The organism is Stutzerimonas frequens, from assembly GCF_024448335.1.
GTDB classification, from domain to species: Bacteria; Pseudomonadota; Gammaproteobacteria; order Pseudomonadales; family Pseudomonadaceae; genus Stutzerimonas; species Stutzerimonas frequens.
Map to the genome: position 1 here is coordinate 30652 of NZ_JAMOHM010000015.1, position 20789 is coordinate 51440.

The 20789-nt window shown below is 62.6% G+C and carries 18 protein-coding genes; 6 read left to right on the forward strand and 12 right to left on the reverse strand.

All coding sequences use genetic code 11. The annotated features are described in order from the left end of the window. The first annotated feature begins 19 nt into the window (after positions 1-19). A complete protein-coding gene (locus NAO55_RS17720) occupies positions 20-523 on the forward strand; it encodes a L,D-transpeptidase family protein (protein ID WP_102840668.1) in 504 nt (167 codons plus the stop codon). A gap of 47 nt (positions 524-570) precedes the next feature. Here NAO55_RS17720 and NAO55_RS17725 read toward each other — a convergent pair whose 3' ends face one another. The 7 genes from NAO55_RS17725 to NAO55_RS17755 form a co-directional block, all read right to left on the reverse strand. Beyond that, positions 571-888, reverse strand: a complete 318-nt coding sequence (locus NAO55_RS17725) for a YqfO family protein (RefSeq protein WP_102840667.1) — start codon at positions 886-888, stop codon at positions 571-573. 198 nt (positions 889-1086) lie between these two features. Beyond that, positions 1087-4983, reverse strand: coding sequence for a phosphoribosylformylglycinamidine synthase (gene purL / locus NAO55_RS17730; protein ID WP_102840666.1), 3897 nt, complete (start codon positions 4981-4983; stop codon positions 1087-1089). Between the two features lie 201 nt (positions 4984-5184). Continuing rightward, a complete protein-coding gene (locus tag NAO55_RS17735) occupies positions 5185-6519 on the reverse strand; it encodes a cytochrome D1 domain-containing protein (protein WP_102840665.1) in 1335 nt (444 codons plus the stop codon). A 134-nt stretch (positions 6520-6653) separates the two neighbouring features. Continuing rightward, a complete protein-coding gene (locus tag NAO55_RS17740) occupies positions 6654-7421 on the reverse strand; it encodes an amino acid ABC transporter ATP-binding protein (RefSeq protein ID WP_102840664.1) in 768 nt (255 codons plus the stop codon). A 9-nt stretch (positions 7422-7430) separates the two neighbouring features. Continuing rightward, a complete protein-coding gene (locus NAO55_RS17745; RefSeq protein ID WP_102840663.1) occupies positions 7431-8528 on the reverse strand; it encodes an amino acid ABC transporter permease in 1098 nt (365 codons plus the stop codon). A gap of 4 nt (positions 8529-8532) precedes the next feature. Further along, positions 8533-9717: an amino acid ABC transporter permease gene (locus tag NAO55_RS17750; RefSeq protein ID WP_102840662.1), complete on the reverse strand. Its 1185-nt coding sequence runs from the start codon at positions 9715-9717 to the stop codon at positions 8533-8535. Between the two features lie 92 nt (positions 9718-9809). Then, a complete protein-coding gene (locus tag NAO55_RS17755) occupies positions 9810-10838 on the reverse strand; it encodes an amino acid ABC transporter substrate-binding protein (RefSeq protein ID WP_102840661.1) in 1029 nt (342 codons plus the stop codon). A 338-nt stretch (positions 10839-11176) separates the two neighbouring features. Here NAO55_RS17755 and NAO55_RS17760 point away from each other — a divergent pair, with 338 nt between their 5' ends. From NAO55_RS17760 to NAO55_RS17770, 3 genes are all read left to right on the forward strand, one after another. Beyond that, positions 11177-11833: an alpha/beta hydrolase gene (locus NAO55_RS17760; RefSeq protein WP_102840660.1), complete on the forward strand. Its 657-nt coding sequence runs from the start codon at positions 11177-11179 to the stop codon at positions 11831-11833. A 178-nt stretch (positions 11834-12011) separates the two neighbouring features. Then, positions 12012-13442, forward strand: a complete 1431-nt coding sequence (rhlB, locus tag NAO55_RS17765) for an ATP-dependent RNA helicase RhlB (RefSeq protein ID WP_102840659.1) — start codon at positions 12012-12014, stop codon at positions 13440-13442. 131 nt (positions 13443-13573) lie between these two features. Beyond that, positions 13574-13729 carry a hypothetical protein gene (locus NAO55_RS17770; RefSeq protein WP_162621546.1) on the forward strand — a complete coding sequence of 52 codons (156 nt, stop codon included), beginning with the start codon at positions 13574-13576 and terminating at the stop codon, positions 13727-13729. Between the two features lie 4 nt (positions 13730-13733). Here the strand turns inward: NAO55_RS17770 and moaE are convergent, their stop codons facing one another. From moaE to dmeF, 5 genes are all read right to left on the reverse strand, one after another. Continuing rightward, positions 13734-14192 carry a molybdopterin synthase catalytic subunit MoaE gene (gene moaE / locus NAO55_RS17775; RefSeq protein WP_102840658.1) on the reverse strand — a complete coding sequence of 153 codons (459 nt, stop codon included), beginning with the start codon at positions 14190-14192 and terminating at the stop codon, positions 13734-13736. A gap of 2 nt (positions 14193-14194) precedes the next feature. Beyond that, positions 14195-14443, reverse strand: a complete 249-nt coding sequence (locus NAO55_RS17780; RefSeq protein WP_102840657.1) for a MoaD/ThiS family protein — start codon at positions 14441-14443, stop codon at positions 14195-14197. Further along, positions 14440-14910 carry a cyclic pyranopterin monophosphate synthase MoaC gene (moaC, locus tag NAO55_RS17785; protein WP_102840656.1) on the reverse strand — a complete coding sequence of 157 codons (471 nt, stop codon included), beginning with the start codon at positions 14908-14910 and terminating at the stop codon, positions 14440-14442. The genes NAO55_RS17780 and moaC overlap by 4 nt, the downstream gene beginning before the upstream one ends. A gap of 97 nt (positions 14911-15007) precedes the next feature. Next, complete coding sequence (locus NAO55_RS17790; RefSeq protein ID WP_063544661.1) at positions 15008-16396, reverse strand: PhoH family protein; 1389 nt, start codon at positions 16394-16396, stop codon at positions 15008-15010. A 258-nt stretch (positions 16397-16654) separates the two neighbouring features. Then, on the reverse strand, positions 16655-17629 hold the full coding sequence (gene dmeF, locus NAO55_RS17795; RefSeq protein ID WP_102840655.1) for a CDF family Co(II)/Ni(II) efflux transporter DmeF: 975 nt from the start codon (positions 17627-17629) through the stop codon (positions 16655-16657). A gap of 133 nt (positions 17630-17762) precedes the next feature. Between dmeF and yaaA the strand changes: the two genes are divergently transcribed. After that, positions 17763-18542 (forward strand): peroxide stress protein YaaA, encoded by a 780-nt coding sequence (yaaA, locus tag NAO55_RS17800; protein ID WP_102840654.1) that lies wholly within the window; start codon positions 17763-17765, stop codon positions 18540-18542. A gap of 765 nt (positions 18543-19307) precedes the next feature. Further along, positions 19308-20753 carry a mannose-1-phosphate guanylyltransferase/mannose-6-phosphate isomerase gene (locus NAO55_RS17805; protein ID WP_063544655.1) on the forward strand — a complete coding sequence of 482 codons (1446 nt, stop codon included), beginning with the start codon at positions 19308-19310 and terminating at the stop codon, positions 20751-20753. Positions 20754-20789: the final 36 nt, after the last annotated feature.

Consider the following 20789-nt stretch of genomic DNA (forward strand, 5'->3'; position numbering starts at 1 on the left):
TTTCCACGGGAAAGTTTCGATGCGCTGGCTGTTCACCCTGCTCTGCCTAACCTTCACTGCGATGTCCTACGCCAACACGACACCCAGCCTGGGCGGCTCCTCCATTGACAAGGTGCTGGTGGTCAAGTCGGAACGCCAACTTCATCTGGTCAGCGCCGGCCAGACGCTCAAGAGCTATCGCGTCTCGCTGGGCAAGCAGCCACGCGGCGCGAAGCTGCGTGAAGGCGACATGCGTACGCCCGAGGGTTTCTACTGGATCGACTGGCGCAAGACCAGCGACAAATACAACCTGTCGATGCACATCTCCTACCCCAACGCCCGCGACCTGGCACGCGCGCAGGAGGAAGGAGTGCCGCCGGGCAGCATGATCATGCTGCATGGCACGCCACTCGACGAGGAGTATCCCGAGTGGTTCTTCCACACCCTCGACTGGACCGAAGGCTGCATCGCCCTGAGCAACAGCGATATGCGGGAAATCTGGTCGCTGGTCAAGGACGGCACGCTGATCGAGATACGGCCCTGACCCATCCAGGCAACATCCAATAACGGCGGGGGGCGCTCTCCCCCCGATCAGAACTGCATATCGGACAGACGCCACACATCGAACGCTGGTGTTTCGTAGGGGTGAGCCTTCTTCATCGCCTTGACGCTGTCGTGAATCAGCTCGTCGGCGACCACCATCTCGACCTTCCATTCGGCCACGTGCTGCACTTGTCCGGTCTGGCCCAGAAAAGGCTGACTTCCCTCCAGCGGCCGATACTGCCCCTGCCCCAGCGTCTGCCAGCAGCAGCTGTCATAACTACCGATTCGACCGCCACCTACTGTGAACACTGCTTTCTTGACCGCTTCCAGATGGCTTTCCGGAACATAGAAACACAGTTTGTACATCGACCTCTCCGTGCGCATGAAGCCTGGCGCGTGGCCAGACGAGATAGATGGCAGTTTGCCAGCCACGCACCGCACAAAAGGTGCTGCGCGTCATAGCTCAGACGCCGAGCAGGACCCGCGGTTCATAGACATTGGTCCAAATGAAAAGCCCGCTGATCGGCGATCAGCGGGCTTGCAGGGCTCGGGTCGAAAGCGTGATCAGTCAACCCAGACACGAGCATTGCGGAACATGCGCATCCAGCCGCCGTCCTCCTGCCATTCGTCCGGACGCCAGGAGTTGGTTACGGCGCGGAACACCCGCTCGGGGTGCGGCATCATGATGGTTACACGACCATCACGACTGCTCAGACCCGTTATGCCCCGCGGCGAGCCGCTCGGGTTGGCAGGATAGCGCTCGGTGACCTTGCCATGGTTGTCGACGTAGCGCAGCGCCACGGTACCGGAGAGATCAGCCTGCAACATGGCCTCCTCGCTTTCGAACTCCGCATGGCCTTCGCCATGAGCGATGGCGATCGGCAGGCGGGAGCCGGCCATGCCCTGCAGGAAGATCGACGGCGAGTCCTGAATCTGGACCATTGCCACGCGCGCTTCGAATTGCTCCGAGCGGTTGCGCACGAAGTGCGGCCAGTACTCGGTTCCCGGGATCAGCTCGTGCAGGTTGCTCATCATCTGGCAGCCGTTGCACACACCCAGGGCGAAGCTGTCCTTGCGCTCGAAGAAGGCTTGGAAGCCGTCGCGCGCGCGCGCATTGAACAGGACCGACTTGGCCCAGCCCTCGCCGGCACCCAGCACGTCGCCATAGGAGAAACCGCCGCAGGCGACCAGGCCCTTGAACGCCTCGAGGCTGACGCGACCGGAGAGAATGTCGCTCATGTGCACGTCGACCGCGGCAAACCCGGCCCGGTCGAACGCCGCTGCCATCTCGACCTGACCGTTGACGCCCTGCTCGCGCAGCACCGCCACCTGCGGGCGCACACCGCGCTTGATGTAGGGCGCGGCGATATCCTGGTTGACGTCGAAGCCCAGCTTGACGCTGAGGCCGGGATTGTCCTCCTCCAACAGCGCGTCGAACTCCTGGTCGGCGCACTCGGCGTTGTCCCGCAGGCGCTGGATCTGGTAGCTGGTCTCGGCCCACTGGCGCTGCAGCAGGCGACGGTCGCCGCTGAACACCTCGTTGCCGGCCAGCCTGATGGAGACATAGCCATTGTTGGCGGGCTGCCCGATGACCGCGACGCAGTCGCCGAGGCCGGCTGCGCTGAACTGCGAGAGCACGATCTCGGTGTCATCCTGGCGTACCTGAATGACCGCACCCAGCTCTTCGTTGAAGAGCACGGCTGGCACGTCATCGGCATCATCCAGCAGACCATCGAGATTCAGATTCAGACCACAGTGACCGGCGAACGCCATTTCCAACACGGTAGTCAGCAAGCCGCCGTCGGAACGGTCATGATAGGCCTGCAGCAGCCCATCGGCGTTGAGCCCCTGAATGACGGCAAAGAATGCGCGCAGGTCTTCGGCATCGTCGAGATCCGGCACCTGCCGACCGAGCTTGCCGTAGACCTGCGCGAGAATCGATCCACCCAGGCGGTTCTGCCCGCGACCGAGGTCGATCAGGATCAGGTCGGTGGCCCCCTTGTCCAGGCGCAGCTGTGGCGTCAACGTACGGCGAACGTCGCTGACCGGAGCAAAGCCAGACACGATGAGGGAAAGCGGCGACGTCACACTCTTCTCGGCGCCCTCTTCCGACCAGCGCGTCTTCATCGACATCGAGTCCTTGCCCACCGGAATGGTAATGCCCAGCTGCGGGCAGAGTTCCATGCCAACGGCACGCACGGTGTCGTACAGGCGTGCATCCTCCCCCGGATGCCCGGCTGCGGCCATCCAGTTGGCCGACAGCTTGATGTCGGAGATCTTCTCGATGGAAGCGGCAGCCAGGTTGGTCAGCGTCTCACCGATGGCCATGCGTCCGGAGGCCGGAGCGTCGAGCAGTGCCAGCGGGGTGCGCTCGCCCATTGCCATCGCCTCGCCGCAATTGACGTCGAAGCTGGCGGCGGTTACCGCACAGTCCGCCACGGGCACCTGCCATGGACCGACCATCTGGTCGCGGACCACCTGGCCGGTGATGCTGCGGTCACCGATGGTGATCAGAAAGCTCTTGCTGGCCACCGCAGGATGGCGCAGCACGCGGCCCACGGCTTCGTCCAGATAGACCGCCGCGGCATTGAAGTCATCGCCCAGTTCGGCTTCGCGGCTGGCGCTGCGGTGCATGCGTGGCGCCTTGCCGAGCAGCACGTTGAGCGGCATGTCCACCGGCTTGTTGCCGAAATGGCTGTCGGCGACAGTCAGATGCGCTTCCTCGGTGGCCTCGCCGACCACCGCGAACGGGCAACGCTCGCGCTCGCAGATGGCCTTGAAACGTTCGAAATCGGCCGCATCGACCGAAAGCACGTAACGCTCCTGGGATTCGTTGCACCAGATTTCCAGCGGCGCCATGCCCGGCTCGTCGTTGGGAATGTTGCGCAGCTCGAAACGGCCGCCGCGGCCGCCATCGTTGACCAGCTCGGGGAAGGCGTTGGACAGGCCGCCGGCGCCCACGTCGTGAATGAACTTGATCGGGTTCTGCTCGCCCATCTGCCAGCAGCGATCGATGACTTCCTGGCAGCGACGCTCCATTTCCGGGTTGTCGCGCTGTACCGAGGCGAAGTCCAGATCAGCCGAGCTGGTACCGGTGGCCATCGACGATGCCGCACCGCCACCCAGGCCGATCAGCATGGCCGGGCCGCCGAGGACGATCAGCTTGGCGCCGACCGAAATCTCACCCTTCTGCACATGCTCTTCGCGAATGTTGCCCATGCCGCCGGCAAGCATGATCGGCTTGTGGTAGCCGCGCACTTCCTCGCCATACGGGGTGCTGATTGCCTGCTCGAAGGTACGGAAATAGCCGGTCAGCGCCGGCCGACCGAATTCGTTGTTGAACGCGGCGCCGCCCAGCGGACCCTCGATCATGATGTCCAGCGGGGTGACGATGCGCTCGGGCTTGCCGTAGGGCTTTTCCCAGGGCTGCTCGAAACCTGGGATGTTCAGGTTGGATACGGTGAAACCGGTAAGGCCGGCCTTCGGCTTGGCGCCGCGGCCAGTGGCACCCTCGTCGCGAATCTCGCCGCCCGAGCCGGTGGAAGCCCCGGGGAACGGCGCGATGGCGGTCGGGTGGTTGTGGGTTTCCACCTTCATCAGGATATGCACCGGCTCCTGCCTGGCCGCGTACTCGCGCGTCTCAGGATTCGGATAGAAGCGCCCGGCGACGTTGCCGACGATGACCGCGGCATTGTCCTTGTACGCCGACAGCACGCCCTCGTTGTGCAGCTGGTAGGTGTTCTTGATCATGCCGAACAGGGACTTTTCCTGGCTCTCGCCATCGATGTCCCAACTGGCATTGAAGATCTTGTGCCGGCAGTGCTCGGAGTTCGCCTGGGCGAACATCATCAGCTCGATATCGTGCGGGTTGCGCCCCAGTCCGGTGAAGGCCTGTACCAGGTAATCGATTTCGTCCTCGGCCAGGGCCAGGCCCAGTTCGACGTTGGCCTTCTCCAGCGCGGCGCGGCCGCCGCCGAGTACATCGACCGCCGCCAGCGGCTTCGGCTCGGCATGGCTGAACAGGTTGGCGGCCTCCTCGAAGCGGCCCAGCACCAGCTGGGTCATGCGGTCGTGCAGCGCGGCAGCGACAAGCTTGGCGTCGCCGTCGGAGATTTCACCCTGCACGTAGTAGGCGATCCCCCGCTCCAGCCTCTGGATCTTCTCCAAGCCGCAATTGTGGGCGATGTCGCTGGCCTTGCTCGACCAGGGCGAGATGGTGCCGAAACGCGGCACTACCAGGAACAGCCGACCGGCGGGTTCCTGTACCGGCACGCTGGGTCCGTACTTCAGCAGGCGGGTCAGTACGTGCTGCTCATCCGCATCAAGCGTGCCGGAAACCTCGGCGAAATGGGCGAACTCGGCGTACAACCCGCTGACGGCGGGGACCTTCTCGGTCAGTTGTGCCAGGAGCTTGCCATGACGGAAGGCGGAAAGAGCGGGAGCGCCGCGCAGGATCAACATCGTCGGAACAGCCTCGGAGGGGGAGCAGTCGGGGCGCGTATTCTAGCTCATGACGATGGGCAAGGGGCAGCGACCCGCTGCAAGTCCGGAGCCGTGCTGACAGCTGGACCCGACGACCAGCGTAAAGCCGCAACCTGCCCCGCGAGCCCACGCCCAGCCCGCCAGGACCGATGACGGAATCGACCGCGAGCCGGCCGCTGGCTAGCGCGCGCCACCCTGAAGCCTGACTCCCCTCCAGACGCCGTATTGGCCGACCGGCTGTTTCATCGGCAGGCGTTTCACCTCGGCCAGGGCGTGGCTATCGAGAACGATCAGCGCTCCCTCGTCGCGCTGCAGGCTGACCAGGACATGGCGGCCATCTCGTGAGAATTCGACATGAGCCAGTGTCGCCTCCGGCTCGGCCAGGAATTCGCGCGCCACTTCCAGCGTCTCGCGGTCGATCGCCTGCAGCACCTGCCGAGAGTCGGCCGGCATCGTCGAAACGACCAACAGATGCCGGCTGTTCTCGTGAGCCGTGAGCAAGCGCCCAGGCCCCTTCAGAGCGATACGTCGTACCAGCGCGCGTTGCTGCGGATCGATCACCGCGATTTCGGGCGACACCTGACCGGTGCTGGCCATCAGCAACCTGCCGTCGCGCCGCCAGGCGACACTCGATGCCATGTCTGGGTGCCCTTGCATGGGCAACCGGCCGATCCGCCGACGCGCATCCAGATGAACGACCTCCACCTCGCCCTGGGACGACACGCCGAACAGCTCGGCCTGCTCCGGGTTGAAGAAGAAGTCATCCAACGGCCCATCCAGCTCGATCCGCCGGGGGTTGAGATAACCGGAAACGAACGTCCCCTCCCGGTACTGGAAGTCATGCACCAGACCGATCGCCATATCCTCGGCGCCAGGGTCATAGCTGACCTCCCACAGCTCGGCGATGTCCTTCATCGCAACGATGAACGACCGACGCGCCGGCAGACCGTAGACCGCCGACACCCGCGAGCTGCGCTCGCCCTTGTGGTCGAGGGTCGGCAGGACCTTGAGCAGGTTGAGTTCTCCATCGAGCAGCACCAACGCATGGGGCCGCAGATTAGCCACGGCAATGTGGTCGCCGGCAGGGGAAATGGCGATATTGCTGCTGTCCAGACCCGCACGCACTTCGGCGACGACCGTCAGCGTCCACAGATCGTACTTGGTCACCCAGCCATCGCGGGATACGAAAAACACAAAGCGCCCATCGCGAGTGAAACAGGGGCTGCCATGCACACCTCGCGTGACAAAGTAGTGGATGGGCTCGAGCTTTTCGCCATCGAGAATGGTGACATGCGAGCCGCCGGCCTCGACCACGAGGATCAGCCCCAGCGGATCGGCTTCATAAGCGGGCGAATCAGTTGCCTCGGCCTCACGCGGCACATGACGGGAAAGCGCGATGTCCGCCGGTGTCCAGAGCGCCTCTGCCTGTGCCGAGGCGACCAGCGCGCACGCCAGCAGCCAGGCGACTGCTAACTGTAGCGAACGAATGACACCACAGGTTCTGCGCTTCGACATGCCGACGCCCCGGACGCGATGGGATGCGACGATTACAGGCTATCGCCGGATGTCCGCCCATGACCGATGTCAACCGGAGGTTAGGCGGGATGCCGGAACAGGGCGACTGTTTCCGCTCGGAGACCTGCCGCTCTTCAATGCAGGATCTGACTGAGGAACAGCTTGGTCCTGTCGTTCACTGGGTTGGTGAAGAACACCTCCGGCTCGGCCTGTTCGACAATCTCCCCCTTATCCATGAAGATCACCCGGTCGGCCACGGTGCGGGCGAAGCCCATTTCATGCGTCACGCAGAGCATGGTCATGCCGCTTTCGGCGAGACCGATCATGGTGTCCAGCACTTCCTTGACCATCTCCGGGTCGAGCGCCGAAGTCGGCTCGTCGAACAGCATGATCTTCGGCTTCATGCACAGCGCCCGGGCGATCGCCACCCGCTGCTGCTGGCCGCCGGAGAGCTGACCGGGAAACTTGTTGGCCTGCTCGGGAATGCGCACGCGCTCGAGATAATGCATGGCGATCTCCTCGGCCTGCCGGCGCGGCAGCTTGCGCACCCACATCGGTGCCAGGGTGCAGTTCTGCAGCACGGTCAGGTGCGGAAACAGATTGAAGTGCTGGAAGACCATGCCGACTTCACTGCGAATCGCCTCGATCTGCTTGAGATCGCTGGTCAGCTCCACACCATTGATGACGATCCGCCCCTGCTGATGCTCCTCCAGCCGATTCAGGCAGCGGATGGTGGTGGACTTGCCCGATCCGGACGGCCCGCACAGCACGATGCGTTCGCCCTGCCGCACGGAAAGGTTGATGTCCTTGAGCACATGGAACTGGCCGAACCACTTGTGCACGCCCTGCATGCGGATGACCGGCTCGCTTGCCTGCCCGGCCTGCGCGATTGAATCATTCATATTTCACTCCTAACGCTTGTGGCCGGTGTCCAGCTTGCGCTCCAGGCGCATGGAATAGCGGGACATGCCGAAACAGAACATCCAGTACACCAGCGCGGCGAACACATAGCCTTCGGTGGACATACCCAGCCAGGCCGGGTCCGCCGTAGCGCGCTTGATGCTGTTGAGGAAGTCGAACAGGCCGATGATGATCACCAGGCTGGTGTCCTTGAACAGGGCGATGAAGGTGTTGACGATGCCCGGAATGACCAGCTTCAGCGCCTGCGGCAGGATCACCAGCAACGTGCTGCGCCAGTAGCCAAGGCCCATGGCGGCCGCCGCCTCGTACTGCCCCTTGGGGATCGCCTGCAAGCCGCCGCGCACCACCTCGGCGATATAGGCAGCCTCGAAGAACACCACCATCAGCATCGCCCGCAACAGCTTGTCGAGGTTCATGCCTTCGGGCAGGAACAGCGGCAGCATCACCGACGACATGAACAGCACGGTGATCAGCGGTACGCCGCGCCAGAACTCGATGAAGGTCACGCAGAGCACCCGGATGGCCGGCATGTCCGAGCGTCGCCCGAGCGCCAGCAGGATGCCCAGCGGCAAGGCACCGGCAATGCCCACCGCGGCGATCACCACCGTCAGCATTAAGCCGCCCCACTGACTGGTCGGCACCGTCTGCAGCCCGAAGAATCCGCCGTGCAGCAGCCAGTAGGCCAGCAGCGGATAGACCAGCAGATAGCCCAGCCCATAGCGCAGCTTGTGCGGCATCTGCCGCAGGAACAGCGGCGCCGCGCCGATGATCGCCAACCATGCCGCCGCATCGACCCGCCAGCGCAGCTCCGTGGGGTAAAAGCCGTACATGAACTGGCCGAAGCGAGCCTGCACGAACACCCAGCAGGCGCCTTCGCGGCTGCAATCGGCGCGCGTCTCGCCGGTCCAGTCGGCCTTGAAGATGGCCCATTCGAGTACCGGCGGCACAACCAGCCAGAGCAGGTATAGGCCTACCAGCGTCAGCAGGGTATTGATCCAGCTGGAAAACAGATTGGCCCGTAGCCAGCCGAGCGCACCGATGCTGATCGTCGGTGGCGGCAGGTCGGGCTTGAAGGAATGAATGGTCATGCGCTCACCGCTCGATCAGCGCAATGCGCTTGTTGTACCAGTTCATCAGCAGCGAGATGCTGATGCTGATGGCCAGATAGACACTCATGGTGATGGCCATGGTTTCGATGGCCTGCCCGGTCTGGTTGAGCACCGTACCGGCGAACAGCGAGACCATGTCCGGATAGCCGATCGCCGCCGCGAGCGACGAGTTCTTCGCCAGGTTCAGGTACTGACTGGTCAAGGGCGGCACGATGACCCGCAGCGCCTGCGGCACGATGACCAGCCGCAGCACCTGTCCCGGACGCAGGCCGAGGGACGCGGCGGCCTCGGTCTGGCCATGGCTGACCGATTGGATACCCGCGCGCACGGTCTCGCCGATGAATGCAGCGGTATAGACCGAAAGCGCCACCACGATCGACACCAGCTCCGGTATCACCACCCAGCCACCACGGATATTGAAGCGCTGCAGCTCGGGCACTTCCCAGCTGAACGGTGCCCCGGCAACGAGCGTCACCAACCAGGGTATGGCGATGAACAGCCCGAGGCTGGTCCAGAACACCGGAAACGTGCGGCCCGTGGCATGGCGTCGGGCGCGGGCCCAACGGCTGAGCATGACCACCGAGGCCAACGCCACCAACAGCGCCAGCCAGAACGCCCAGAAGCCCTCGGCGGCGCTGGGTGCCGGCATCTGCACGCCACGGTTGTTGACGAATACGGCGTCCCACAGGCTCAGGCTGTTGCGTGGCCCAGGCAATGGGCTGATCACTGCGAAATAGACGAAGAAGATCAACAACAATGGCGGGATATTGCGGAATATCTCGATGTAGAGCGTCGCCAGCTGGCGGATCAGCCAGTTGCTCGAGAGCCGCCCCACGCCGAGGATGAAGCCCATGATCGTGGCCAGGAATATCCCGATCACGCTGACCAGCAGGGTGTTGAGCAGCCCGACCCAGAATACGCGACCGTAGCTGTCGCTCTCGCTGTAGTCGATCAGATGCTGGGAAATGCCGAAGCCGGCAGCGTTGTCGAGAAAGCCGAAGCCGGAGGTGATGCCGCGATGGGCGAGATTGGTCTGGGTGTTATGGAAAAGGTACCAACCGAATGCCACCACGGCGATGACGGCCAGAATCTGAAATAGCCAGGCCCGCGCTCGCGGATCATGCAGAAGCGATCCGCCCGCCGGGCGGGGATTGTCGATGGTTCGCATCGAATGTCCTCATACCGCATCACCGGCGCGTTGTGCGCACCGGTGATACTTCTCCCTCTGGTAACGGAGCCGGTATAGCCGGCCCCGCTCGCTCAACGTACCGGCGGGGCGTACTGCACGCCGCCGTTGTTCCACAGGGCATTGAGGCCGCGTTCGATCTTCAGCTCGCTGCCGGCACCGACGTTGCGATCGAAGATCTCGCCATAGTTACCGACCTGCTTGATGATCTGTACCGCCCAGTCCTTCGGAAGCTTCAGGTCCTTGCCATATTCACCTTCGGCACCCAGCAGGCGGGCAACGTCCGGATTCTTGGTGCTTTTGGCCTTCTCCTCGACGTTTGCCGAGGTGACACCCAGTTCCTCGGCATTGAGCATGGCGAACAGCGTCCAGCGCACGATATCGAACCACTCCTCATCGCCCTGGCGAACCGCCGGGCCAAGGGGCTCCTTGGATATCACCTCAGGCAATACGACATAGTCATCAGGCTTCGCCAGCTTGATGCGCTGGGCATAGAGCTGGGACTGGTCAGAGGTGAGCACGTCGCAGCGCCCGGACTCCAGCGACTTGGCGCTTTCATCAGAGGTGTCGTAGGTGATGGGGGTGTAGTTGTGGCCGTTGGCGCGGAAATAGTCGGAGAGATTCAGCTCCGTGGTGGTGCCGGCCTGAATGCAGACAGTCGCGCCATCAAGCTCTTTGGCGCTCTTGACGCCGAGTTCCTTGTTTACCAGGAAGCCCTGCCCGTCGTAGTAGGTCACGCCGGTAAAATTCAACCCCATCGCTGCATCTCGCGAGCTGGTCCAGGTGGTGTTGCGCGACAGCATGTCCACCTCGCCCGACTGCAGCGCGGTGAAGCGCTCCTTGGCGGTCAGTGGGCTGTACTTGACCTTGCTCGCGTCGCCGAACACCGCGGCGGCAACTGCTCGACAGACATCAACATCGAGCCCCTGGTACTGGCCCTTGGCGTCGGCGAACGAAAACCCTGGCAGGCCATCGCTGATGCCGCACTGCACGAATCCCTTCTTCTGCACCGCATCGAGGGTCGCCCCTGCCTGCGCCAACCCGCTCATACCCAGCAGTGACGCAGCACCCAGCGCAGCCAGTGTGGATTTCACCCTAATCATCGAAACCTCCAGTTTGCTTTCTTATTCTCGGGTTCGGGCCATGGACCACTTCGATGTACCGACGGGCCAAACGAAGCGGTGCCAGCCTGACCTGAGTCTAGTCGCCCATGGATGAACGGCAACGTTGTTTGTCATTGCCTCGACTCGCCCCTGCAGGCCGATCCCTTAAGAGCAGGCAGCACAAAGCAAGCGGCGTACCAGTTCGCCGGGAACGCCCGCCGACGTACCACCCCGGGTTCTAACGTCACGCCGTAGCGGGTAACCTCGCGCTATTTCCTCACAGGCGGCGGACAGAGCGCCCCAAGAAGAGGCAACCGTACCCAGACCGGAGCCGATCCATGACTACCCCGCTGATTCTCGAGCCGTCCAACAGCGCCGACGCCTGCGTCATCTGGCTGCACGGCCTGGGCGCCGACCGTTACGACTTCCTGCCGGTTGCCGAAGCCCTGCAACAACGGCTGCTTAGCACGCGCTTCGTCCTGCCACAGGCGCCGACGCGTCCGGTGACCATCAACGGCGGCTGGAGCATGCCAAGCTGGTACGACATCCTTGCCATGAGCCCGGCCCGCGCGATCAACCGTGACCAGCTGGAAGCTTCAGCACAACAGGTCATCTCGTTGCTCGAGGCGCAACGCGATGCCGGGATCGATCCGGCACGCATCTTCCTGGCCGGCTTCTCCCAGGGCGGTGCGGTCGTCCTGCACACAGCGTTTCTACGCTGGCAGGGACCGCTGGGCGGCGTCATCGCGCTTTCGACCTACGCGCCCACCTTTACCGAGCCGTTGGCGTTCGCCTCTGCCGCACTGCAGTATCCGGTACTGTGCCTGCACGGCAGCCGCGACGATGTCGTGCCTATGGCGATGGGCCGCGCCGCCTTTCAAACCCTGCAGGACGCAGGTGTCACCGCGGCATGGCACGACTATCCGATGGGCCATGAAGTGCTGCCGGAGGAAATTCGCGACATCGGCGCCTGGCTCGCTGAACGTCTTGGCTGACCAGGCGCATCAGAGGAAGCTGGACGTGCGACTATCCGTGGCAGCGCGCCGCTTCTCACCTGCCATCGTCCGACCGCCTACCACGTCGGCCGCCCGTGCCAGGCGGGAGGCTTCGCCACATTTGCGTCTTGCATTACACTGACGCGCGATTCTTTCCCATTTCGACGACGAGAAGACCGTGCTCAAAGCACTCAAGAAAATCTTTGGCAAGGCCCCGGACGAGCGGGCCGCCACAACGACTGGTGCCGCATCTGCCAGCCACGAACGGCAAACCGACCCCGTGATCCAGCAGGTCGCGACGAACGAAGCCCAACCCAAGCCGCAAGCCACCCAGCGCACCGCTGAAAAGCCACGCCGCCAGCGCAGCAGCAAACCGCCCAAACCCGCCGCCCCGGCCTGGAAGCTGGAAGACTTCGTGGTCGAACCGGCCGAAGGCAAGACCCGCTTCCATGACTTCAAGCTCGCGCCAGAGCTGATGCACGCCATTCACGACCTGGGCTTCCCTTATTGCACGCCGATCCAGGCTCAGGTGCTCGGCTACACACTCGCTGGAAGGGACGCCATCGGTCGCGCCCAGACCGGCACGGGCAAGACCGCCGCATTTCTGATTTCCACCATTACCCAGTTGCTCGAGACGCCGCCACCGAAAGACCGCTACATGGGCGAGCCACGCGCACTGATCATCGCTCCGACTCGCGAACTGGTGGTGCAGATCGCCAACGATGCGCTGGACCTGACCAAGTACACCGGTCTCAACGTGATGAGCTTTGTCGGCGGCATGGATTTCGACAAGCAGCTCAAACAGCTGGAATCGCGTTACTGCGACATCCTCGTTGCCACCCCCGGCCGCCTGCTGGATTTCAACCAGCGCGGTGAGGTGCACCTGGACATGGTCGAGGTGATGGTCCTCGACGAGGCCGACCGCATGCTCGACATGGGCTTCATCCCGCAGGTCCGCCAGATCATCCGGCAGACCCCGCCCAAGAGCGAACGTCAAACCCTGCTGTTCTCCGCCACCTTCACCGACGACGTGATGAACCTGGCACAGCAATGGACCACCAACCCTGCCGTGGTCGAGATCGAACCAGAGAACGTCGCCAGCGATACCGTCGAGCAGCACGTCTACGCCGTAGCGGGCAGCGACAAGTACAAGCTGCTGTACAACCTGATTACCCAGAACGACTGGACGCGGGTGATGGTATTCGCCAACCGCAAGGACGAAGTGCGACGCATCGAGGAACGCCTGACCAAGGACGGCATCAGTGCCGCGCAGATGTCCGGCGACGTCCCGCAGCACAAGCGCATCCGCACGCTGGAGGGCTTTCGCGAGGGCAAGATTCGCGTGCTGGTGGCCACCGACGTCGCCGGTCGCGGCATTCACGTCGATGGCATCAGCCATGTGATCAACTTCACCCTGCCGGAAGACCCGGACGATTACGTGCACCGCATCGGCCGGACCGGCCGCGCCGGCACCAGCGGCACCTCCATCAGCTTCGCTGGCGAGGACGACGCCTTCGCTCTGCCGCCCATCGAGGCACTGATCGGCCGCAAGATCCAGTGCGAGATGCCGCCGGCGGAACTGCTTGCGCCCGTCCCCCGCTCGCGCTGAACCCCTTGCTGCCCGGAGCCTGCCCAGGCGAGCCGGCGACTGGCACCGATGACCTGGGTCAGGCCGCTTCTGACTCGAAGCGACTAAAGTAGTATCCAGGTATCGAATCAGGAGGATCACCGATGGACAGCATGCACTGGTTATTGACCCTCATCGTCGTCGGTTTTGTCCTACTCTGCGTGGGCTTCAACTACCGGGACAAACAATGGGGCGTCGGACTGCTGAGCCTAGGCATCCTCACCATGTTCTCGACGCTGGCCTTCAAGATGTACATCACCTTCTACTGAAGGCTCAGCTCTTCTCGTTCCAGCGCTCGACTGCCAGCTGATCGCTGGCACGGCCCTCTACCCAGCGTGGCCCGGCCGCGGTGCTTTCCTTCTTCCAGAATGGCGCGCGCGTTTTCAGGTAGTCCATGACGAAGCGACAGGCGTCGAAGGCGGCGTCGCGATGGGCACTGGCCGCACCGACGAACACGATCGGCTCGCCAGGCTCCAGCGATCCAACGCGGTGCAGCACATCCAGGCGCAGCAGTGGCCAGCGATGCTCGGCCTCCTGCACGATCTTCTCCAGCGCTTTTTCCGTCATGCCGGGCGCATGCTCGAGAAACATGCCGGCCACATCCTGCCCGTCATTGAAGTCCCGCACATAGCCGACGAAGCCGGCCACCGCACCGATGCCCAGGTTGGCGGCGTGCAGCGCGTTAAGCTCCGCGCCGGGATCGAACGAGCCCTGTTGAACACGAACCGCCATGCTCAACCTCCGGTCACGGTAGGAAAGAAGGCCACCTCGTCGCCATCGACAACGGCTTCCTCTAGGCCACACAGCTCCTGATTGCGCGCGCACATCAGATTCTGCTCGCCGAGCACCTCCCAGACGCCGCCGCGCGCCAACAAATGTCGGCGGACGTCATCCACGCTGCCGAGCGACTCATCCCATTGGATGCGCTCGCCATCGCTGCCAAGGGTTTCCCGATATCGGGCGAAGAACTGAATCGAAATCATGCCTGCACCTGCCAATGTCCGCTCTTGCCGCCGAGTTTTTCCAACAACCGCACCCCATCGATCACCATGCCGCGGTCCACGGCCTTGCACATGTCGTAGATGGTCAATGCGGCAACGCTGGCAGCGGTCAGCGCCTCCATCTCCACCCCCGTCTGGCCCGCCAATTTGCAGGCCGCGCGGATCAATACGCTGTCTTCACCATCGGCCTGCAGCTCGACCTTGATGCTGGTCAGCAGCAGCGGATGACAGAGCGGAATCAGTTCATGGGTTTTCTTCGCCGCCTGGATGCCGGCGATGCGTGCCACGGCGAATACGTCGCCCTTGGGATGGCCACCCTGCTGAATCATCTGCAGGGTCTGCGGCAGCATGCGCACGCGTGCCTCGGCCACGGCCTCGCGCGCCGTCACGGCCTTGTCGGTGACGTCGACCATGCTGGCGCGGCCTTGCGAATCGAGATGGGTGAGCATTTGGCGCTCCTGAGCTGAAAATCAGGAGTCTACCCCAGCCGCTGGCGATGGACCCGCCTCGTAAGAGGTACTCCGGGCATCGCCAGCCTCGAGCCCTCTACATGTGCGCTTCGGCGTATTCGGCCAGCACCGAGCGCGGCACGCCCTGCAGGGTGATATGCACGCCGTGGGAGAAGTCCTTGAAGCGTTCGGTGAGGTAGGTCAACCCGGAACTGGTAGCGGACAGATAGGGCGTATCGATCTGCGCCAGGTTGCCCAGACACACCACCTTCGAACCGTTGCCCGCACGGGTGATGATGGTCTTCATCTGGTGCGGCGTGAGGTTCTGGCACTCGTCGATCAGAATCAGGCTTTGCTGGAAGCTGCGACCGCGGATGTAGTTCAGCGATTTGAACTGCAGCGGCACCTTTTGCAGGATGTAGTCGATGCTCCCGTGGGTGTTCTCGTCCTCCATGTGCAGCGCTTCGAGGTTATCGGTGATAGCGCCGAGCCAGGGCTCCATCTTCTCGGCCTCGGTGCCGGGCAAGAAGCCGATGTCCTCGTCCAGCCCCTGTACGCTACGGGTGGCGATGATGCGCCGGTAGCGCTTGCTGACCACGGTCTGTTCGATGGCTGCAGCCAGGGCCAGGATGGTCTTGCCCGAGCCGGCGGCACCGGACAGGTTGACCAGATGAATATCCGGATCGAGCAGCGCGAACAATGCCAGCGCCTGATGAATGTCACGCGGGCGTAGGCCCCAGGCTTCCTGATGCAGCAGCGGTTCCTGGTGCAGGTCGAGCAGCAGCAACTCATCGGCCTTGATGCCCTTGATCCAACCCACGAAGCCCTGTTCGTCGATGATGAACTCGTTGATATGGACGGCCGGTAGATTGTCGGTCAGCTGCACGCGATGCCAGGTACGTCCGTGCCCCTGATGGGTTTCCACCTTGCTCACGCGATCCCAGAACGAGCCGGTGACGCTGTGATAGCCCGGCGAAAGCTGGCCTACGTCGTCGACCAGCTGGTCGGTATGGTAATCCTCCGCCGCCACGCCACAGGCCCGCGCCTTCAGGCGCATGTTGATGTCCTTCGTGACGAGTACCACCGGCACCCCGGGGCGCTGTTTGCTCAGCTCGACCACCTGATTGATGATCTTGTTGTCGTTCAGGTCCTCTGGCAGCGCGCTGGATTCACCGCGCTTGCTCATCAGAATCGAAAGGCTGCCGCACGGCCCGCTTTTGCCACGCTGGATCGGCACACCCAGTTCGACTTCCTCAGGCGTGGCATCGCCCAGCAGCCTGTCGATCAGACGAATCGCCTGGCGGCACTCGGCGGCCACGCTGTGCTTACCGGTCTTGAGCTGATCGAGCTCCTCCAGCACGGTCATGGGTATCGCGACCTGGTGCTCCTGGAAATTCAGCAAGGCATTGGGATCGTGGATTAGAACGTTCGTGTCGAGGACGTAGAGCGTGGGCTGGGTCGCGCGGGATCTGCCGTAGTCATCCATACCGATCACCTTTTTCTAGGGTCAGAAGCGAAGCGGATACGCGCTCCGCCGCAGAGTGACCGCCGTGCGATTGAGGTGAGCGGACGAGGGAAGCCAGTGGATTCGGGGCTACCCAGGAGCCGCCACCTGTGTCGCAGGGTTCGGCGGTCTGGATTCGGTAATACCGTAAAACTTATGACAGACAAAAGACTTTTCCGTTGAATGTCGGTTTTTTTCACGAATCGACCGCAGGTGCTTGGCTCACTCCGTTTTCACGCGTTAATGTCGACGATCAAGGTGCGCGCTTTCGCCGCAGCGATTCACCTCGGCGGTGATGTGCACCAGCTGGGTAAAGGGCTGCAGCGCGGCCTTGTAGCGATCGGCGGTATGTCCCTGATGCGTGACCACGCTGAGGATGCAGCTGTACTGCGAACGTCCTACACGCCACAGGTGCAGGTCGGTCACTTCGGTATCGGGCACCCGTTCCAACGCTTCGCGAACCTGCTCGACGAGCGGGTCATCCATCTCCCGATCAAGCAACGCCATCGCCGTATCCCGCAACAAGCCACGCGCCCATACAAGAATCAACACGGCACCGACAATGCCCATGGCCGGATCGAGCCAGCCCCAGCCAAACAACTTACCCCCCAGCAATGCGACGATGGCCGCCACCGACGTCAGGGCATCGGTTAGCACATGGATGAAGGCGGCATGACGGTTGAGGTCCTTGCCTGACGCCCCATGTGCATGCGCATGGCCCTGCTCGTTATGGCTATGGCTATGGCTATGGCCGTGATCGTGCTGATCACGCAACAGCCAGGCCGATAGCAGATTCACCAGCAGGCCGATCACCGCAACCAGCAACGCCTCATCGAAGCCGATCGCCGCAGGCGACCAGAATCGCTGCAGCGACTCGCCGATCATGAACAGCGCCACGACTACCAGCAGAAGCGCACTGGCGAAGCCGGCGAGCACCTCGATCTTCCAGGTGCCGAAAGCGAAGCGCTGGTCCGTCGCGTAGCGTCGCGCCAGTAGATAGGCAAGCGCAGACAGACCGATCGCGACCATGTGCGAAGCCATGTGCCAGCCGTCCGCCAGCAATGCCATCGAGTTGAACCAGTAACCGGCGACTATCTCCACCACCATGGTCAGCCCGGTAAGCAGCACCACGCCCCAGGTCTGCCGCTCCGCGCGGCGTTCCAGAGGACGGTAGTCGTGTGGCGGCTGCCATTGCGCGTGATTGCAATCAGTCATACGAACTCCCGAATCGATGGCCACAGCTTGCACCTTGTCATGCAGGTAAGGTCAACAGCGCGTCTATGGCATCCATAGCTGGAGCCGCTCCGGTCACCACCCTACAATCGCGCCATCAGAAAGGAGACCCTACATGCTGATGGTGATTTCCCCAGCCAAGACACTCGATTACGAAACACCACCGATAACCGAACGTTTCACCCTGCCGCAGCACCTCGACCATTCGCAGCAACTGATCGAACTGCTTCGAGACTATTCGCCAGCGCAGATCAGCGAACTCATGCACCTCTCGGACAAGCTGGCTGCGCTCAATGTGGCCCGTTACGGCAGCTGGACCGCCGAGTTCACGCCGGACAACGCTAAACAGGCCTTGCTGGCCTTCAAGGGCGACGTCTACACCGGGCTCAATGTCGACGATTTCACCGACGACGACCTGCTGTTCGCCCAACAGCATCTGCGCATGCTTTCGGGGCTCTACGGTCTGCTGCGTCCACTCGACCTGATGCAGCCCTATCGGCTGGAAATGGGCACCAAGCTCGTCAACCCGCGCGGCAAGGACCTATACGCGTTCTGGGGAGAGCGAATCAGCGACTGGCTGAACGAAGCCCTTCGCGAACAGGGCGACGATGTTCTACTCAACCTGGCGTCCAATGAATATTTCAGTTCAGTCAAGCGCAAGGCGCTGAATGCGCGAGTCATCGATGCCGATTTCAAGGACATGAAGAATGGCCAGTACAAGATCATCTCGTTTTATGCCAAGAAGGCGCGCGGCCTGATGGCACGCTGGGTGATCAAGGAACGTATTGCCAAGCCCGAACAGCTCTCGGCGTTCGATTACGAGGGCTATCGCTTCAGCGCGGACGATTCCTCGGCCAACCATCTGGTATTCCTGCGCGATACCGACCAGCAGTAACCGTAGCCGCGGCGCCAACCCGCCAGTTGGCGCCGCCCTGCCCGCACGGGCAGCACGAACTCATCCCGCTGCGCCTGTCAGCGCACCGAGGCCCGCCGTGGTCTCACCCTTAAGCAGCCATTGCCCGCTGAAACCGTTCGAAAAATCTCACCGATCAACGGCAGTCCACGCGGGAACTATCGCGCATGGCCGGCAATCATAAGCGCGTACCGACAATTCCAGGTGGAAAGGGACGTCGCACATGAACGTGCATTGGGTCACCAATCATGCAATTCGCTCCGCTGCCGGTCGCATGACGGCTGCGACAGGAGCGAAACCTCGGGCAGCCAGACTGCCGGACATCAGGCCAACGGCCGAGGCGTCGACCAGTGCCAACGCGGCATTCGGACAGACATACGCCGAGCAAGGCACGAACAGAGGGTTACGGCCATGCAACAGCACCGCTCCTTGCCGACCAGCAGACATCACGCATCGCTCACGACGATGGCGCTCTTCGTCGTGCCGTCGGCCATCGGAGATTCGCCGTGCCGACATTTCTGACCGGCAATCAACCACAGCGCCATCGGGCCTGAGCGGTCCTGGCGCAACCAACGCCGGCCATTGAGACCTGACAGCAGATTCCATTCCCGAGGCGGTGCCTCGGGACCGAGCGGCTATCGCTCCGAGCGATCGGCGATTCCCTCGATGAACAACCCGGGCGCCGCCAGATGGCCGGCGTCGACGAACAAGTAGAACGACCTTCGAAACGTTTCAGGAGAGAGCACTATGATCCCGGTTATTCTTTCAGGTGGCAGCGGTTCCCGACTGTGGCCCCTTTCCCGCAAGTCGTTCCCCAAGCAGTTCCTGGCCCTGACCGGTGAACAGACATTGTTTCAGCAGACCGTCGAGCGCCTGGCTTTCGACGGCATGCAGCAGCCTCTGCTGGTGTGCAACAAGGACCATCGCTTCATCGTCAAGGAGCAGCTGGCGGCGCGCAAACTGGGCGTCCAGGGCCTTCTGCTCGAGCCCTTCGGCCGCAACACGGCGCCGGCCATCGGCATCGCCGCGATGAAGCTGATCGAAGAGGGCCGCGACGAGCTGCTGCTGGTCCTGCCGGCCGATCATGTGATCGAAGACCAGAAGGCTTTCCAGCGCTCCCTGGCACTGGCGACCAACGCCGCCGAGAACGGTGAGATGGTGCTCTTCGGCGTCCCACCGACCCGTCCCGAAACGGGCTATGGCTACATCCGTGGCAGCCAGGACGCCAATGCGGGCCTGCCAGAAGGCATCAAGCGCGTCGCCCAGTTCGTCGAGAAGCCCGATGAGGCACGTGCCCAGAGCTATCTGGAATCTGGCGACTACTACTGGAACAGCGGCATGTTCCTGTTTCGTGCCAGCGTCTTCCTGGATGAATTGAAAAAGCACGACCCGGACATTTACGACACCTGCTGGGCAGCGCTCGAGCGCAGCGTGAAGAATGGCGATGAAGTGCTGATCGACCCAGCGACCTTCGCCTGCTGCCCGGACAACTCCATTGACTATGCCGTGATGGAAAAGACGCAACTGGCCTGCGTGGTGCCGATGTCTGCGGGCTGGAGCGATGTCGGCTCCTGGTCCTCGATCTGGGACGTGCATGAAAAGGACGAGAACGGCAATGTGCTCAAAGGCGATGTGATCGCCGAAGACACACGCAATTGCCTGGTTCACGGCAACGGCAAACTGGTCACCGTGCTGGGTCTGGAAGATGTCGTCGTGGTGGAAACCAAGGACGCCATGATGGTCGCTCACAAGGACAAGGTGCAGGACGTCAAGAAACTGGTGAGCAAGCTCGATGCCCAGGACCGCAGCGAAACCAAGAATCACTGTGCCGTCTACCGGCCGTGGGGCTGGTACGACTCGGTGGATATGGGCGGTCGCTTCCAAGTCAAGCGTATCTGCGTTAATCCCGGCGCCAGCTTGTCACTGCAGATGCATCACCACCGGGCAGAGCACTGGATCGTGGTTTCCGGTACAGCGCAGGTTACATGTAACGAGAAGACCTTCCTGCTCACCGAAAACCAGTCGACTTATATTCCGATCACCTCGGTACATCGCCTGGCCAACCCTGGCAAGATTCCGCTGGAGATCATCGAAGTCCAGTCCGGCAGCTATCTGGGTGAAGACGACATCGAGCGTTTCGATGATGTTTATGGCCGCGCGGAGCAGAGCAACGAAGCCAAAGTGGCCCGTTGATCACTTCAACCGATAGTGAAAAGCCCGCGCACATCG

Excerpts from the sequence above, each read along its gene's own strand:
- NAO55_RS17725 (WP_102840667.1), bottom strand. The coding sequence starts at position 888 with ATGTACAAACTGTGTTTCTATGTTCCGGAAAGCCATCTGGAAGCGGTC.
- NAO55_RS17740 (WP_102840664.1), bottom strand. The coding sequence starts at position 7,421 with ATGAATGATTCAATCGCGCAGGCCGGGCAGGCAAGCGAGCCGGTCATC.
- dmeF (WP_102840655.1), bottom strand. The coding sequence starts at position 17,629 with ATGACTGATTGCAATCACGCGCAATGGCAGCCGCCACACGACTACCGT.
- NAO55_RS17750 (WP_102840662.1), bottom strand. The coding sequence starts at position 9,717 with ATGCGAACCATCGACAATCCCCGCCCGGCGGGCGGATCGCTTCTGCAT.
- moaE (WP_102840658.1), bottom strand. The coding sequence starts at position 14,192 with ATGGCGGTTCGTGTTCAACAGGGCTCGTTCGATCCCGGCGCGGAGCTT.
- NAO55_RS17760 (WP_102840660.1), top strand. The coding sequence starts at position 11,177 with ATGACTACCCCGCTGATTCTCGAGCCGTCCAACAGCGCCGACGCCTGC.
- NAO55_RS17745 (WP_102840663.1), bottom strand. The coding sequence starts at position 8,528 with ATGACCATTCATTCCTTCAAGCCCGACCTGCCGCCACCGACGATCAGC.
- NAO55_RS17780 (WP_102840657.1), bottom strand. The coding sequence starts at position 14,443 with ATGATTTCGATTCAGTTCTTCGCCCGATATCGGGAAACCCTTGGCAGC.
- NAO55_RS17755 (WP_102840661.1), bottom strand. The coding sequence starts at position 10,838 with ATGATTAGGGTGAAATCCACACTGGCTGCGCTGGGTGCTGCGTCACTG.
- moaC (WP_102840656.1), bottom strand. The coding sequence starts at position 14,910 with ATGCTCACCCATCTCGATTCGCAAGGCCGCGCCAGCATGGTCGACGTC.
- NAO55_RS17720 (WP_102840668.1), top strand. The coding sequence starts at position 20 with ATGCGCTGGCTGTTCACCCTGCTCTGCCTAACCTTCACTGCGATGTCC.
- NAO55_RS17805 (WP_063544655.1), top strand. The coding sequence starts at position 19,308 with ATGATCCCGGTTATTCTTTCAGGTGGCAGCGGTTCCCGACTGTGGCCC.
- purL (WP_102840666.1), bottom strand. The coding sequence starts at position 4,983 with ATGTTGATCCTGCGCGGCGCTCCCGCTCTTTCCGCCTTCCGTCATGGC.
- NAO55_RS17735 (WP_102840665.1), bottom strand. The coding sequence starts at position 6,519 with ATGTCGAAGCGCAGAACCTGTGGTGTCATTCGTTCGCTACAGTTAGCA.
- NAO55_RS17770 (WP_162621546.1), top strand. The coding sequence starts at position 13,574 with ATGCACTGGTTATTGACCCTCATCGTCGTCGGTTTTGTCCTACTCTGC.
- yaaA (WP_102840654.1), top strand. The coding sequence starts at position 17,763 with ATGCTGATGGTGATTTCCCCAGCCAAGACACTCGATTACGAAACACCA.
- NAO55_RS17790 (WP_063544661.1), bottom strand. The coding sequence starts at position 16,396 with ATGGATGACTACGGCAGATCCCGCGCGACCCAGCCCACGCTCTACGTC.